This window comes from Bacillus sp. EB106-02-03-XG38 (assembly GCF_058792175.1).
The window spans coordinates 54,477-69,654 of sequence record NZ_JBYTED010000005.1; the positions used below are offsets into that span (position 1 = coordinate 54,477).

The window sequence follows — 15,178 nt, forward strand, 5'->3', positions numbered from 1 at the left end:
AACGTTAGTTTAGATGAAGGATTTAAATGTACTCAAGTATTATATTGAGGGTAAAAAATCATATAAACTTAATTTGAATGAAGGAGATAATTTATGAAACTTAAACAGAAGGTATTAGCAGGCGGTATTATGTTGGCGACAGCATTAACGCCAATGATAGATGCGCAGGCAGAAGGTAAAAGGTTTAATGATGTTCCACAAGGCCATTGGTCTTTTAATGCTATTACAGATTTAGCAAATAAAAATATTATTGCAGGTTATGGAAATGGTATGTTTGGTTTTGGTGATAATATAACTCGTGGTCAAGTAGCTAGAATGATTTATGCTTACTTGAAGCCTGCAGATGAACCTAATATTAAAAATCCATTTACTGATGTCAAAGGGCATATGTTTGAAAAAGAAATCTTATCTCTTACTAAAGTTGGTATTATGAGTGGCTATGGTGATGGGAAATTTGGACCTGACAATATCTTAACACGTGAGCAGTTAGCTGCTGTGTTAACAAAAGCCTTTAATTTAAAAGCAACAGCAACTACCACTTTTAAAGATGTGGAAAAAAACTATTGGGCTACGAATGCTATCAGTGCATTACAAGAAAATAAAATTGCTGCTGGTTCAGGGAACAATATGTTTGAGCCAAAAATGGTTGTAACACGTGAGCAATATGCGCAATTTTTATACAATGCAATTAATATGAAAGAGAAACCAACAACAGAACCAGATAAACCAGAAAATGATAAAAACGATGGTACGACAACAAATCCTGTAGATCTACTGCCCCCTACTCTAAAGAAGATAGAGATAGAAAAACAAACATATAAAGCAGGAGAGACGGTACAAATAAGTATAGAGGCGGAAGATGATGTATCAGGTGTTCGTTATGCTTATGTAGCAATAAAGGGAGCTACAGGAGAAGAGAAAGAAGTAGCGGCCACTTATAATGAAAAAAGTAATAAGTGGATTGCTGATATTCCATTAAGTTCATATGCTAATCCTGGGGAATATATGGTGAAAACAGTTATATTATATGACAATGCTAATCATGCTAAAGTATACTGGGGTGGACAAGATTTTAATATTCATTTTAATGTTGAAAATGATACAGTAGCAGATCAATTCCCCCCTACTTTAAAGAAGATAGAGATAGAAAAACAAACATATAAAGCAGGAGAGACGGTACAAGTAAGTATAGAGGCAGAAGATGATGTATCAGGTGTTCGTTATGCTTATGTAGCAATAAAAGGAGCTACAGGAGAAGAGAAAGAAGTAGCGGCCACTTATAATGAAAAAAGTAATAAGTGGATTGCTGATATTCCATTAAGTTCGTATGCTAATCCTGGGGAATATATGGTGAAAACAGTTATATTATATGACAATGCTAATCATGCTAAAGTATACTGGGGTGAACAAGACTTTAACGTTTTCTTCAATGTTATAAAAAGTTAATACGATTTAACAATTTTAATAATATGTTATAGAGCTTTTCTTTGATATAAGTATAAGTAACCAATCAGGTAAAGGGCTATTCATTATTTAATGAGGAGCTGTAATCTGATGGTTACTTTTTTCTATTTCTGAAAAATTAGAGATAAGTAGGTAAGAGAAGAAAAAGAGAGGAAGTTGTTTCATTAGACTTATTGTTTTAGGGGAATGAAATTTCTATGTTTATTAAGTAGGAATTTCCTGAAAAACAGTTAGTAATTATGTGATTTTTATATAGTTATTTAGGGGATTATTTTATAGGTATAAAAAGGTGTTAGAAGTTTATTGTTATTATAAAAAATTATATTATATATGTGTTTATAAGTTAAAGGATAAAAGTACGAAATCAATAAAATAGAAACATAGCGCTCATTGAAAGAAGAAATGAATGTTTTGGGTTTTAAGGGCAGTGATATTTTTCAAATTCAAATGATATGGTACGATCCAAATAAAGATAATAAGAAGCAATAAAAAGTAAAATAGAAAATGAATTGTCTATTTTACTTTTTATTTTTTAGGCGTAAATAGGGACTTGTATTTTTAAAAACGTATTGCTATAATATAAAAGTAATAGGATTTTATAATAAAATAAAAAATTAATCAGTTCGCATATAAGAGAAGACCTCAATATGCGCCATGTCCTTAGGGGATGTGTGCGTGTATTGAGGTCTTTTTGCGTTTTGCGAGCAAAAACACCTGGAGGTGCAGGAATTATGTTGAATTGGTTGTCTGCAAAACTTATGACAACATCAGTAGGAGATTTTTTACTGGCAAAAGGTAGTTTTACGAAGGGCCTTGGTGGTAATGGCGGTAAAGGCGATGCTGCAACTGTCCAAAATAGTATGAATACCCTTGTAAAAACATTAATCGGTTTTGGTAGTATTTGGGTAGTTGCTTGTGTTGTATTCGCAGCTATTAAACTTTCTGGTGCGCAAGGGAAGAACCCTGAAAACCGTACACAAGCTATGATTGGTTTAGCTTGTGCGGCAATTGGAGGCTTTGTCATGATCAAAGCGTACGACATCGCTGCTTGGGTTGCAACAATCTAACATAAGAGTTTGTACAAGCTCTCCTCCATTTGGGGAGAGCTTCTCTTATACAAGGGAGGAAACAATATGAGAAAAGTAACTGTTCCTGTTGACATGACTTCGGAACAAAAAACGCTGTTAGGAGTATTAAGTAAACGCCAATTGATTTATCTATTAGGTGGCGGGGCGGCTCTTTATTTATATGTACCATTTTTATGGCGGCTATTTGTACCTATTGATGCGGTAGTAGCGTTTTTTATTTGCTTAATTTTAGCACTACCAATGGTAGTAGGTGTAATAGCGTTTGCTTTTATTTATAAAGAAAAACAACACATGTATCTAGATAGATTTTTACTTATCAAAATGCGTAGCCGTTCCGAAAAAGGGAAATGGAGAAAAGGGTACGAGCCAACTACATGGGCAAAGGAGAATTTATAGATGTTGGAAATGATATATTTTGCGGCGATAGCCATTGTAGGATTTTTCTTTTATCGAAAAATGAACGGAAAACCGCTGTTTGGGTCTAAGAAAAAGGGGAAAAAGCAAGGCGGAGTAGAGAAACACACTGCTGAAAAAAGTGGAAAGAAAAATAAAAAGAATATGCCTGCTGAATCAGAAGTTGATGAGGATAATGTTGATTTCTTTAACGCTTTTGTAGAAGAAATTAAGGAAATTGATAATCATATGATTCGTTATCATGATGACACATTTGTCTTGATTGCGGAAGCGCATCCAGTTAATTATTACTTGCTCTCCAATATGGAACAAGAAGCGATTGATATCAAAATTGAATCATGGTTAACCACATTAGAGTTTAATACAAAAGTATATATTCAAAGTAAGTTTGTAGATTTAACAGATCCTGTACGAAAAATGACAGAAACGATGAAAGGTGCGAAGGACCTTACACCAGAGACAGTACTATATGGTCAAGAGGTTATCGATAACTTAGAGTACTGGCAACGTTCGCAACCTCGATATGAGCAAAAGCGTTATTTAATTTATCCATACAAGGTTGATATTAGTACGATTACTGCTGATACAGAGGACGAGTTAGAAGAAAAGATTGTAGATAAGGCATTTAACGAATTATATCGTCGTTATAATGCTTCTCGAAATCTACTATCAAAAGCAAAAATTAATGTAGAAATGTTAACGAAAGATAAATTAATAGAGCTTTTATACGTAGCGTTTAATCGTCGTAAAGCTGTAAAAGCGCGTTTCCAGGACTTAATTGAAAACGAGAATTTCTCCCTATATTCAACCAGTGAGACAAATGAGAGAAAACTAGAGTTACTGAAAAAAGTGCTAGCGGAAGAAAAGACAGAAAAATCAAATAACGGGGTGGCGTAATTATGAAGTTATTCGGAAAAAAGAAAAAAATAGAAGAAAAAGATGAATTGGAACTAGAGGAGGAAGAGTTGGAAGAAGAAGAAATACCGACACAATTAGACAATCAAACTACAGTATTTGATGTCATTGCTCCAGAAGGAATGAAAATTGACGCAGAAGATTATGGAGTAATTAAACAATCCTTAGGAAGTAATACGTTCTTTCGCCCGTTTTATATTCCACGTGATGGGTATCCACGTATGATGCAAACCAATTGGCTGAACATGTTAACTTCAGCTGGGGAAGTAGATGTCATGATTGATATTCATAAAGAACCAAAAGCCAAAGCAATGCGATCATTAGATATGCAGCTTACGATGTTACGTTCGAATCTTTCTTTCCAACGTACACGTGGAAACATTGACCAAGAGAAAGATTTAGATGCAAAGATTCAAGACACAAACAATTTAATGGATGAAATCCAGTTTAATGAAAATGACTCCTATATGGTGAGTACAATGGGTGTTGCGTATGCCGAATCAAAGAAAGAATTGGACGTTTTATGTGAGTATATTGAAGATGAAATGCAAGCATCTCACTTTAAGATAGCAAGTACGTGGAATCGTGTGAAGAGTGGTTTAAAAGCTGTTATGCCGCTAGGGGCACCAAATACTCTGCAAGATACCTATCGAAATATCGATAGACGTGCGTTGTGTACATTTGCACCTTTTGTGTCAGGTTCCGGCAGGTTTAACGGAGGTATACCGATAGGAAAGAACAAAATTACTGGGCAAGTAGAATTTTTAAATTCTTTCGGGAATGCAGATTATCGTCCACCAAATTATAACATTGGTGTGACGGGAATCTCAGGTTCCGGGAAAAGTTTACTTTTAAAAATGAAGCTCGCTCGTGAAACATCACTTGCAGATACGCATGCAATGATTATCGATCCAGAGGGAGAATTCGTAAAAATTACAAAACGTCTAGGTGGTATTAATTTAAATATTTCACCAGAAAGTAATATCATTATTAACCCTTGTGCAATCGCAGTGACAGAACTTCAGATTACAGATAAAGACGAAGAACTAGAAGCGCTTGAACAATACGATAAGAAGGAACTCGTAGAGCGTGATGGCGTAAAATACGTAAGGTTTGTGCCGATTTTAGAGAAAATCAATGAAATACTAGGATTCTTTGACATTATTATTCGTGGGCAAGACTTTGATCAACCGGGATTAAATGTCTTCCAGCGTACGATGCTAGAAGACGCAATTCGTGAAGTGTTTGATAAACATGGTATTACCTCACATCCAACCTCCTTATATACAGATGAAGTGAAAAAGGTAGATGGACAATTAATTCAGTCTCAGGTGAGAAAGCCAGAGCCAGAGTTAAAAGAAATCTATGATGTCATAGTAGAACATCATGGGGACGATGTGAAAGCAGAAGAGTTAATTGCCGCGATTCGTCCATTTTTACGTGATGGTTCAAAACCATTATTTGATGGACAAAGTCATTTTGGTCGTGGTGTGGAAACACAGTTAAATGAATCACGCGTTGTTAATTTTAATATTAGTCATTTAGAAGAAGGCTTCTTAAAGCCAATCGCTTTCCACGTTATTTTGAACTATATTTGGGAGCATTGGATTAAGGGTCCAGAACATGCTATCAAACGAAAAGTACTGTATGTGGATGAGATGTGGCAGTTTATCGATTATGAACAAACGGTTAACTTCTTAGAAAAAGTAGCACGTCGTTCACGTAAAAGAAATGCAGGTATGTGTTGGGCCAGTCAGGACTTTGTTCGTATTTTAGAAAATGTGAAAGCGCGTGGTATCTTGCAATCTACTTTCTCTTATTTCTTCTTAGAACAAAATAAGATTGATAAGAAAAAAATCCAAGAGAATTTTAACTTAACTGCCGGGGAGCTTGATATTATTCTTAACAACCCAGGAAAAGGGGAAGGAATCTTCCGTGTAGGGGATAGTTCGGTTTGGATTCAAACAGATCCATCAGACAAAGAAATGATGTTCATTGAATCGAATGAAGCGGTACTACAAGAACTTTTAAATAACATGAAGAAAGTACAAGGGTACGCAGGATAATAGCGTACCTTTGAAAAAGAAGGTGAAATTATGCTTGAGAAAATAGTAGAGTGGGTCGGAGGCCTTATTATTCATATGGTGAAGGCTTTTCTTAGCCCGGTGTATGCAACTTTGGATCCACTGCCGGTTTTAGTGTTTGGAGGGAAGGGAACAGAAGGAAAAGGGACAAACCTAGATTTCCTATTTTCGGGTGATTCTCTAACCAAAGTATTAGACACAGGTATGCCTGTTATGTTTAAGCTTGTTGCTTTTTGTGTCCTTGTCAGTGTAGTTATTACGGCAGCAAAATACTCAGCAACGGCCATTAATCCAAATAATAGAACTGCATTAATAGAGTATGCAAAGGATTTAATGATCATTTCAATTTGCCTTTGGCATCTCGATTACTTTTATACACTCATATTTGAAATCAATTCATGGGTAATAATAGAGTTCAGGGATGCTATCAATGGAGTAAGTGGGGGGAATTTTGACCCAGATAAGGGTACTAAATTTCTACAACCGGGATTTGGTGGAGCTGGACTTACCATTACTGAGCTGGGTTTGAAAGGTCATGAAAATGACTATATGTTTATTATATTTGGTTTGTTTATAGAAGCTGGTCTTATTGTTTGGGCTAACTTTTACTATTTAATGCGAGCTGTGTCACTATATGTTTTAATGTTAATTGGTCCTTTAATGGTAGGTATGTGGCTATTTCCACAAAAGAAACAACAGACATTATATTGGATACGAGAATTTATAGGTGCAGTGTTCATACAAGCAATTCATGCGATTACCTTATGGCTCATTATTTCTCTTATTGGGGCAGCAAATAGCCCGTTAATCAAATTAATTTTACTTGCTATGTTTATCCCAGTTGGTGAAATTGTGAAAAGCTTTATCGGTCTTAGCACCAATGCATCAGGTGGTATTCATAGAGCAGGTACTATGATGGGTATGGGTGCTTTAGCAAGTGTGGCTGGACTGGTTAAAGGTGTTCGAGATGACTACCGAAATTCAAAAGTAAAACCGGATGATAAAGGGGATAAAGAAAAGACAAAAGAAGATTCTGATAACCCGAAAGATGCATTAGGAGCGAACTTAGGGACAGATGTTGGTACAACATCTCGTGCAGCTCGTATGTTAAAAGCTGGTCAAATTGGAAGTTCAATTGGTAAAGCAGCGACAGGAATTGCGGGTATGGCAGCGGGATCTGGTTTGGGGCCGGGAGCGATGGTAGTAGGCTCGCAAGTTGGAAGTGCATTAGGTGGTGCTCCTGGTGCAGTGGCTGGTAGAAGTGTTGCTGCTGTCGGCGAAGGGGCTGTAGCCTTAGGAAAACATATTGGTTCGAGTGTAAAGAAGGGTGCGGACACGTATTCAAATCTAAATGGCGAATCGTATCCGGAACTAACCGATGAAGATATCGCACAGGATTTAGCTACAAAAGATTTTGAAAATTGGAAAGCGGATAATCCTGATTCTGCAGTTACAAGTCGCTTAAAACAAGCATTCCCTAATGCTTCCGATGCAGAGATTGCTAAAAAAGTAGCGAAAACAAATAGTGATCAAATGTCTCGTTTCACAAATCAGCGGAAACAAGATTTACAAAATATGAAGAAAACCGCTACACCATATGGAAATGCTAGAGATTTAGTTAACGCTGCAACGAATGCATTCCAAAAGGGCTATGAGGCAGACCATAAAGATACGTTTATGAGTCAGTTACCAGAAAATATGTCAGCGGAAGAGAAAGAGAAACATTGGAACGACCATCTGAACGCAAAAGTACAAGGATTTAGAAACCACGCAGAACAGGCGGCCATAAAAGCAGGAGCCATGTCAGTTGATGCGAAGGATAAGCAAGGAAATAATCTGTTTGATAAGTCCTATGTGAATAAAGATGCGTTTGCTTCTCGACTTGCATTAGGAAAAATCGGAAAAGCAGTTGAAGGAGTAAAAGGAGAAACGTTAGAAAGTGGCTATCAAAATATGGGACAAGTTGGTGCTCTTGTCGGTGCTTCTGCTGCTGCATTCAAGAAAGCGTATAGTGCAGACCATAAGGCTGGATTCATGAAACAATTCCCTGCAGATATGCCGCAACAAGAAAAAGAATCAGCATGGAATAAACATTTAGATCAAAAAGTACAAGGATTTAAAAATCATGCACAACAAGCGGCAGAATCGGCTGGTATTGTACAGCAAAAAGACGGTATAAACTATGCGAATAAAGAAGCTTTCGCTTCTCATTTATCACAACAGTTACAAAAAAATCCTGGCTTAAATGCAATGGGTATATCCAGTGCAGCAGGCATCCAGAAGGCAGTCAACGGTGTGAAAACGCACGGTTTGACAAGTGGAGCAGGAAGCCAGAAAGCGAAACAAGTAAGTAATGTTGGGAACCTGGTACAAGCCTCTACAGAATCCTTTAAACAAGGCTATGCAGCTGAGAACAAGGTAAACTTTATGAAAAACTTGTCTCCAACTATGTATCCAAAGCAAAAATTAGAAGCGTGGCAGGCACACTTAAATGAAAAAGGAAATGAATTTAAAACAGTCGCAGAGCAAGCGGCAGTACAAGCGGGGGCGATGCCCGTACAGGCAAAAGATACAAGTGGTAAGAGTCTACATAATCAATCGTATATTAATAAAGATGCCTTTGCTTCGCAATTAACGAAAGGTTTACAAAATCATGCAAGTCTTGGAACGGTGAGCCAACAAGTAGGTTCTGGAATTACTAGTGCGATTCAAGGTGTTCGTTCACATGGCGTTGCGACAGGTGGTGCAATTAATAAAGCCGTATATGCAGCGACACAAACGCAAGCGAGTATTGCACGTGCAGGAAATCTTTCCGTTGCAGAAATTGAACGCTCTTATGCAGATGCATCAACAAGTGTAGCAAATATTGCACAAAGTGCTGGTAAAATGTCTATCCCAACTTCAGTAGTGGGACGTATGACTCAGCAAAGTAAGATGGTAGGTATAAGTATGATGGAAGGTGCCAAACACCTTGCGCATATACAGGGATTAGAAAACGTATCAAATGCATACTTTAGTGCCGAGAGTGCTGTACAACAATCCGGAGGGAATGCAGTACAAAGAGTGATAAGTGGGACTAATGCTGCTGTTAATACATCATTAGGTGGGAATGCAGCAGAACGCCATTACAATGTAACAAAAGGGTTAAGTTATGCAGCTGGTGTAATTGGTGGTGCAGGTGCTTATCAAGCGACTGCACGTATGGTAAGTAAACATAACCCGTATAACAAAGCTGTTCAAACAGAAGCAAAAGAAATTCAAGAGATTCAGAGAATGATACCAACAACCACAGACCATACAGGAACGCAATCTGTTGCTAAAGGGGCTGTACGTTTAGTTACGACGAATAACAAATCATGGATTGAAGCAAAAGATTCCAGTGGGATGACACAAGTTGTATCTCGTTATGGTAGTGGAGATAGTAGCATTCGTTCCGGACAAATGGTATACCAAGATTTAAATATTGCAGATGGGCAGTTGACACAGTACCGAAATGGTATGAAAGCTTCACCAGCGTATATCCAAGATTCAAGTGGTGGAAAAATCAGCATTAATCGTTCCATTAGTGTAAATCCAAATCAATTGGTAGGAAATCAAAATCCAAGACCGTTACAACAAAAACCAGTGTTTAATGAACCACCACTTACGGTAAATCACAAAGTAGACAATGGTCACTTCTATATGTCTGATTTAGACCAAGGTGGCTATAAGAATGTACAAATGGTCGTAGAAAGAGATCGTAGTTACATGGTTGCGACAACTATAGACGGTACAGTGTCACGTATTTCGCCATTCGGAAAAGGAGATACGCGCTTACAAGCAAACCAAAGGATTGAAAGAGCTTGTGAAGTGAAAGACAGTAGTATTAAGCCAAGAGAAGAAATCCTAGTAACACATACACAGGACGAAGTTGTTCGTACAGAGACGCACCTGAATTTATCAGAACATGACCCACAAAATCTGATTCCATTTTCGCCAAACCCTCGTTTGGCACAGTGAAGAGGAAGAAATTCTCAAAATGGAAAATATGGTGTGATAAGTCTATGAGTCAAAATCCTAACGATCCAAATGAACACAAAAAAAGTAACCCTTTAAAAGATGTAGCATCCCACTTTATTAAGAAAAAAGGGATGCAAGCGCGCGGAAAGATGGCAAAATTGGCAGGGAAAGCAGGAAAGGCGGCAGCGAAAGCTGCTGCCAAAATGCTAAAAGCAGGTATGCTAAAAATTGTGGGTGCTGTTGTGGCAGCAATTGGAGTACCTGCTGCTTTAATTATGGGAGTAATTATTGCTGTGTGTGTGATTTTAGTCTCTTTTATACCCTTTACCGATGATGAAGCTAAAACTGAAGAACAAGTCAAAAAATATATGGAAGTCTCAATGGCTCTGAATGTGGATTGGAAAGAAGTTGTCGCTTTTGATATGGCGAGATATGATAATGATTTGACTGGCAAAGATCCGCATGATGCTATATCATATTTCTTGGATATCCAATATGAAGAATATATGGAAAAAGAGGTATGTGAAGCAGGACCTAATGGTCCTTGTGAAAAAAAGAAAAAGGAGATGCAAAAAACAAAATCTGAAAGTTACTCCGGACAAGATGTAAAAAAGATATTAGGAGATACAGATTTTAAGAAAAAAATAGATGAGATTAATGCGAGTGGAAGTAAAAAAGTGACAACATCTTCTCATGGGCTAGAGAAAGCGATGGAACTCGCAAAGTTTAGTAAGAGTCAAAAAGAGCGTGCTCGTGAGATATTGGAAGCTGGGTTGTTAGAGGCAACGTATGGACATCTGGCACCTTCTAGTAATTTTGTTGGTGGTATGTGTGTAGGCTCTGTTAGTCCTGGCGGGGAGCCTGTTAATCTTAACGCAAAAGTTACAGGATACCTTCCTAAAATTAAAGAAATGGCAGAAAAACATGGTGTTGCTGAATATGTTGGTATTTTGGCTGCCCAAATGATGCAGGAATCACAAGGAGAGGGAAATGATCCAATGCAGGCTTCAGAAGGGCATTATGGAGATCTAAGTTCATCTTGTATAGGCATAAAAGGAAATGCGCGTATGGGTTGCATTAAAGATCCGAATATTTCTATTGAAGCAGGTGTATTAGAATTTAAAGATGTTTTAGGACAGTCGAATGGAGATATAGCCCTTGCCTTACAGTCCTATAATTTTGGATCAGGCTTCATTAGCTATGCATTAGCTAAGGGTGGCTATTCAGAGGAAACAGCCATTGAGTTCTCAAGAAGTAAGAATCATTTAAACCCAGCTGGTTGCTCCGATCCGAATAACTTCCGAACCAAGGTAAATGCGTGCTATGGGGACTACACGTACGTTTCTAAAGTTTTGAAATACTACAAAGATTTAGGTTGTGTGGCAGCTGGAGATGGAGAATGGATTTCTGATAAAGGATGGAAATGGCCAACAAAATCAGGGCGTATTACAGATACATTTGATGCAGTTCGTGATGGAAAGCAACATAATGCTGTAGATATTGGTGCTATGACCGCCGGAAAACCAGGAGATCCTGTATGGTCAATGGAAGCAGGAGTTGTTACGGCTCAGACGGGATATGTAAACTATGGTGGTTTAGGTGTTTATGTTGATCATGGAAATGGCATTGTATCCCGTTACTTACATTTGAGTAAAATTTCAGTTACACCAGGAACTATGGTAACAAAAGGACAAATTATCGGGGAAATGGGTGGTTCCAACTATGTTGGTGGTGTTCTGAATATGTTTGGATACGCTGTCCATTTAGATTTCCAAATTCGTGTAAACGACCAACCGACAGATCCAATGAAGTTTTTTAAGAAAAATGATGATCCAGGGTTATCATCTGGTGGTTCTCCTACAATGACAAATGCTAAACGACAAAAGGTATTGGAAGAAGCGAAAAAATGGCTAGGGCAAGGAAAAGTGAGATATGTACTAGGGGATCGTAATCCACCAGGTGGCACGTCAGATTGTTCAGGATTTACACAGTATGTCTTTAGAACAAGTATAGGTGTGCAACTTGGAGATTGGACAGGTGCTCAAGTTGGGCAAGGTAAACAAGTACCTGACATTAATCATGCACAATCAGGGGATCTTATCTTCTATGAAAATCCAGGGCACGTTGCAATTTACATGGGGAATCAAAAAATGATTCATATTGGTGATAACAAAGGTGTACAAATAACAGGTCTAAACTATACAGCAAGAGGTCAACATATGACGCAAATTCGTAATGTTATAGACTGATAAGGGATGAGAGTAGATGAAGAAAATAATCAATATTTTATCCAATATGCCTCGTAAGTACTTGGTCATATTAGGGATTATCGTACTAGTGGCAGGTGTTGCTACTTATAATACTATTCATCGTTATATGATTAAATCACAAGTGCAAGAGGAAGAACAAGTAAACCAAGATGAAATAGAAATGCTCGGAGATAAGCCAAAGGGATTTGATACAAAAGAGGAGGAATATATCGCGAAAACAAAAACAGTAGAGGACTTACTACGAAAAATTTCTAATAGTAGTTATGATGTCCCGTATTTGTTTACAAAGGCTGGATTTGGTATTGAACCAATGAAAATGACAAGTAATGAGCGTATGCTGGCTACAGAAGCTGTACAACGATATTTCCTAAATGGGGATAAGTTTTACAATGCGCGAATTACCAAAATCGATCGTGGAAAAAAAGTAGATACGTTTCATATTGAAGTTTTAATTCAACAAGTAAACTTTTTAGAATCACGACAATTTAAAGTGCAGGTAAACCAATATGCACAAATTGTAACTCCAATTGCACAAATTCCACATGGACAAGAAGAAGTACTTGTGGATTAAGAAGAAAATGAGGGTTGTGGAGAAAAACACAACCCTTTTTAAAAAGACATTAATTGAATATTCATAATTTTTCAACGAATTAAAACCATGGTTAAAAGAAATTTATACATATCGCTAAAGTAAGATATATATGGAGGGATACAAATGAGGATGTTAATTACACAAATGAGTTGTTACAAAACTAAATAAAATCCTTATTTGAATAGAGAAGCCCTAGAGTTAGGGGGTCTAGGGCTTCAAGTCTGAGTATATCTCACACGGCATTATAAAGAGAAAAGAACATATCGAAGATAACATATGAATGTTTCATAAATGTATCAAAAAAGTGAACAAATTTTTTATTTTATTAATTTGTAGGTTGATACAGTTCCCCAAACGAAAAGAACCAAATAGAAAAGTCTTTGTAGTAGACCTGCAGGTAAGGGGAAAAGAAAAACAAGTGAGATAAGTGTTGTTATTACTATTAAACTTAGTAAACAGAAATATGTCCATTTTCCAGCTTTTTTAAGATTCTTAGCAAAAATATATAGTCCTGGAAATACAGTAAGCATACCTATCCAAACTAGAATAGAATGTCCAATTAGGTTTACATCTGCAGGAATTAATCCTGAAACTATAGTGGAGATTCCTATTATAAGTATAAAAAATGTTGCTATTGTATTAATTCTTGTTTTTTCTAGATGTTGTGAAATATACAGTACTCCAATACAAAATGTTATTCCATTAATAATAAAGAGTAAATTCATCCAAAAATGATTAGGGGAGCATATTTCATAAGGAGCTATTTTGTAGGTGAATTCTCCACAGGTTGTTACACCTAGATCACTCATTGCGTGGCGATAATAGTTATAAGGTGCTGTAGAAGTGAAAATAAAGAAAGGTTCAATTAAAAAGTATAGGCAAGTTGCAATCCAGCTAATTAAGCCAACCCTGTTTGATATATACATTAGATTCCTCCTTTGGAAAAAGTATATTTTCATTATAGGTGGTTACATCATCAAAAATAAAAAATTTCAAGTTGAGAGTCGATAACCCTGTTCAACAATATGAGGTTTTCTGGACAAATGTGTTTAGCGGAAAGACGTAGAAAAAATGGATGGAGCAAAAGTAAACCAAAATCGTTAATTAAATAAAAAAAGTGAAGGGTAAATACATAAACATGAATAATAGTAATTTACATAAATCAGGTTATATCATACTTATATATTTTATAATGACTCAATTTGTTGGGATTATAGGTTTCCAATTGCTTGCAAAGACAGGTTGGTATGATATTCAGGGAAATCAACAGCAAGCAATCCAACAACTTCTCGTACATTGGGAACTAATTGGGTTTTCAGTTACGTGGATAATCTTTTTTTTTATATATAGAAAAGAGTTAATGAAAGATACAAAGTTATCAATTAAATTATCAAGAAACTTATTTGTATGGATTTTAATTGGGATCATATTAGTATTTCTTGGGCAGATGGTTGGAAGTCTTTTAGATAAGAGTGTATTCCAGCTAACTACGCAATCAGTAAATACGTCTAGTACAGTTGCTGCTGCGGTAATATCTCCTGTGGCACTTATTTCAATTGTTCTTCTTGCACCTTTAGTAGAAGAGTTTGTTTTTCGTTATGCGGCCATAAATATTTTAACGCGAAGGTTTACACAAACTTGGAGTATATTAATAAGTTCATTGTTCTTTGCTATTATGCATTTTGACTTTCCATTTATATTCGGATATTTTTTAATTGGAATCGTGCTCGCTGTGGTATATGTGCGTACTAATAGGTTACTAGTATCATTTTTTGTTCATGCAATTATGAATTTAATAATTGTTATGTTTCAAGTTATATGATGAAAAATATATTGATAAGTGGTGTTATTTGTTATTAACACCACTTATTGTTTTATTGCATGAAATTTGTAACGAAATAGCCAAATTCATAACCTGTTCTTATTAATCCAGCTCCTAATATTATATATAGACAATATTTCATAAAACGATTCTCGTTTAAGTAGTTTTTTAGATTATTCATGTTGAATCCTCCATCTGCATTGAATTTACTTGACTGTGATGTGTCGATACTTCAAATAAGCTTAAATTTATTTTATCATTGTTATATACTTATTCTTTAATCTGTTTCATTAATGCTTTAGCTGCTACAAATAACATGAAACTGTTGAGGATTAAACCTGCTAAATTTACGTAAAAGAAATTTGATTTTATAACATTGTATATACCCGTTAATACAAAACTGAAAAAGATAAATGAAGCAATTATAAGGGATACTATTTTTTGCTTATTTGTGTATAAATTCATTATTATCACCCTTTAAATTAAATATATAGATATAATTATATCATGGATTGATGTATGTAATTAAC

Annotated in this window: 12 protein-coding genes and 1 pseudogene; 10 read left to right on the plus strand and 3 right to left on the minus strand. The window is 36.2% G+C overall.

What is annotated here, in order from left to right:
- Positions 1–93: 93 nt before the first annotated feature.
- From AC3WTI_RS21125 to AC3WTI_RS21165, 9 genes and pseudogenes are all read left to right on the plus strand, one after another.
- Positions 94–1,446: an S-layer homology domain-containing protein gene (locus AC3WTI_RS21125; RefSeq protein WP_098345999.1), complete on the plus strand. Its 1,353-nt coding sequence runs from the start codon at positions 94–96 to the stop codon at positions 1,444–1,446.
- Positions 1,447–1,753: 307 nt separating this feature from the next.
- Positions 1,754–1,953: pseudogene (locus AC3WTI_RS21130) on the plus strand (hypothetical protein).
- Positions 1,954–2,111: 158 nt separating this feature from the next.
- Positions 2,112–2,531 (plus strand): hypothetical protein, encoded by a 420-nt coding sequence (locus tag AC3WTI_RS21135; RefSeq protein WP_071759164.1) that lies wholly within the window; start codon positions 2,112–2,114, stop codon positions 2,529–2,531.
- 66 nt (positions 2,532–2,597) lie between these two features.
- A complete protein-coding gene (locus tag AC3WTI_RS21140) occupies positions 2,598–2,948 on the plus strand; it encodes a PrgI family protein (RefSeq protein WP_048530171.1) in 351 nt (116 codons plus the stop codon).
- The gene (locus tag AC3WTI_RS21145; RefSeq protein ID WP_097841316.1) at positions 2,949–3,863 is read left to right on the plus strand and encodes a hypothetical protein; all 915 of its coding nucleotides are present in this window, start codon (positions 2,949–2,951) and stop codon (positions 3,861–3,863) included.
- 2 nt (positions 3,864–3,865) lie between these two features.
- Entirely contained in the window at positions 3,866–5,947 is a 2,082-nt protein-coding gene (locus AC3WTI_RS21150) for a VirB4 family type IV secretion system protein (protein ID WP_097841317.1), read from the plus strand.
- Positions 5,948–5,977: 30 nt separating this feature from the next.
- Complete coding sequence (locus AC3WTI_RS21155; protein WP_492304395.1) at positions 5,978–9,964, plus strand: TrbL/VirB6 family protein; 3,987 nt, start codon at positions 5,978–5,980, stop codon at positions 9,962–9,964.
- A 44-nt stretch (positions 9,965–10,008) separates the two neighbouring features.
- Entirely contained in the window at positions 10,009–12,213 is a 2,205-nt protein-coding gene (locus AC3WTI_RS21160) for a lysozyme family protein (protein ID WP_098903317.1), read from the plus strand.
- A gap of 16 nt (positions 12,214–12,229) precedes the next feature.
- A complete protein-coding gene (locus tag AC3WTI_RS21165; RefSeq protein ID WP_097841320.1) occupies positions 12,230–12,805 on the plus strand; it encodes a hypothetical protein in 576 nt (191 codons plus the stop codon).
- 338 nt (positions 12,806–13,143) lie between these two features.
- Here the strand turns inward: AC3WTI_RS21165 and AC3WTI_RS21170 are convergent, their stop codons facing one another.
- Entirely contained in the window at positions 13,144–13,752 is a 609-nt protein-coding gene (locus AC3WTI_RS21170; protein ID WP_097841321.1) for a DUF998 domain-containing protein, read from the minus strand.
- A gap of 212 nt (positions 13,753–13,964) precedes the next feature.
- On the opposite strand from AC3WTI_RS21170, the gene AC3WTI_RS21175 reads away from it, so the two are divergent.
- The gene (locus AC3WTI_RS21175; protein ID WP_097841322.1) at positions 13,965–14,648 is read left to right on the plus strand and encodes a CPBP family intramembrane glutamic endopeptidase; all 684 of its coding nucleotides are present in this window, start codon (positions 13,965–13,967) and stop codon (positions 14,646–14,648) included.
- A gap of 52 nt (positions 14,649–14,700) precedes the next feature.
- Here the strand turns inward: AC3WTI_RS21175 and AC3WTI_RS21180 are convergent, their stop codons facing one another.
- The gene (locus AC3WTI_RS21180; protein ID WP_255448474.1) at positions 14,701–14,829 is read right to left on the minus strand and encodes a hypothetical protein; all 129 of its coding nucleotides are present in this window, start codon (positions 14,827–14,829) and stop codon (positions 14,701–14,703) included.
- 89 nt (positions 14,830–14,918) lie between these two features.
- A complete protein-coding gene (locus AC3WTI_RS21185) occupies positions 14,919–15,113 on the minus strand; it encodes a hypothetical protein (RefSeq protein ID WP_048568735.1) in 195 nt (64 codons plus the stop codon).
- Positions 15,114–15,178: the final 65 nt, after the last annotated feature.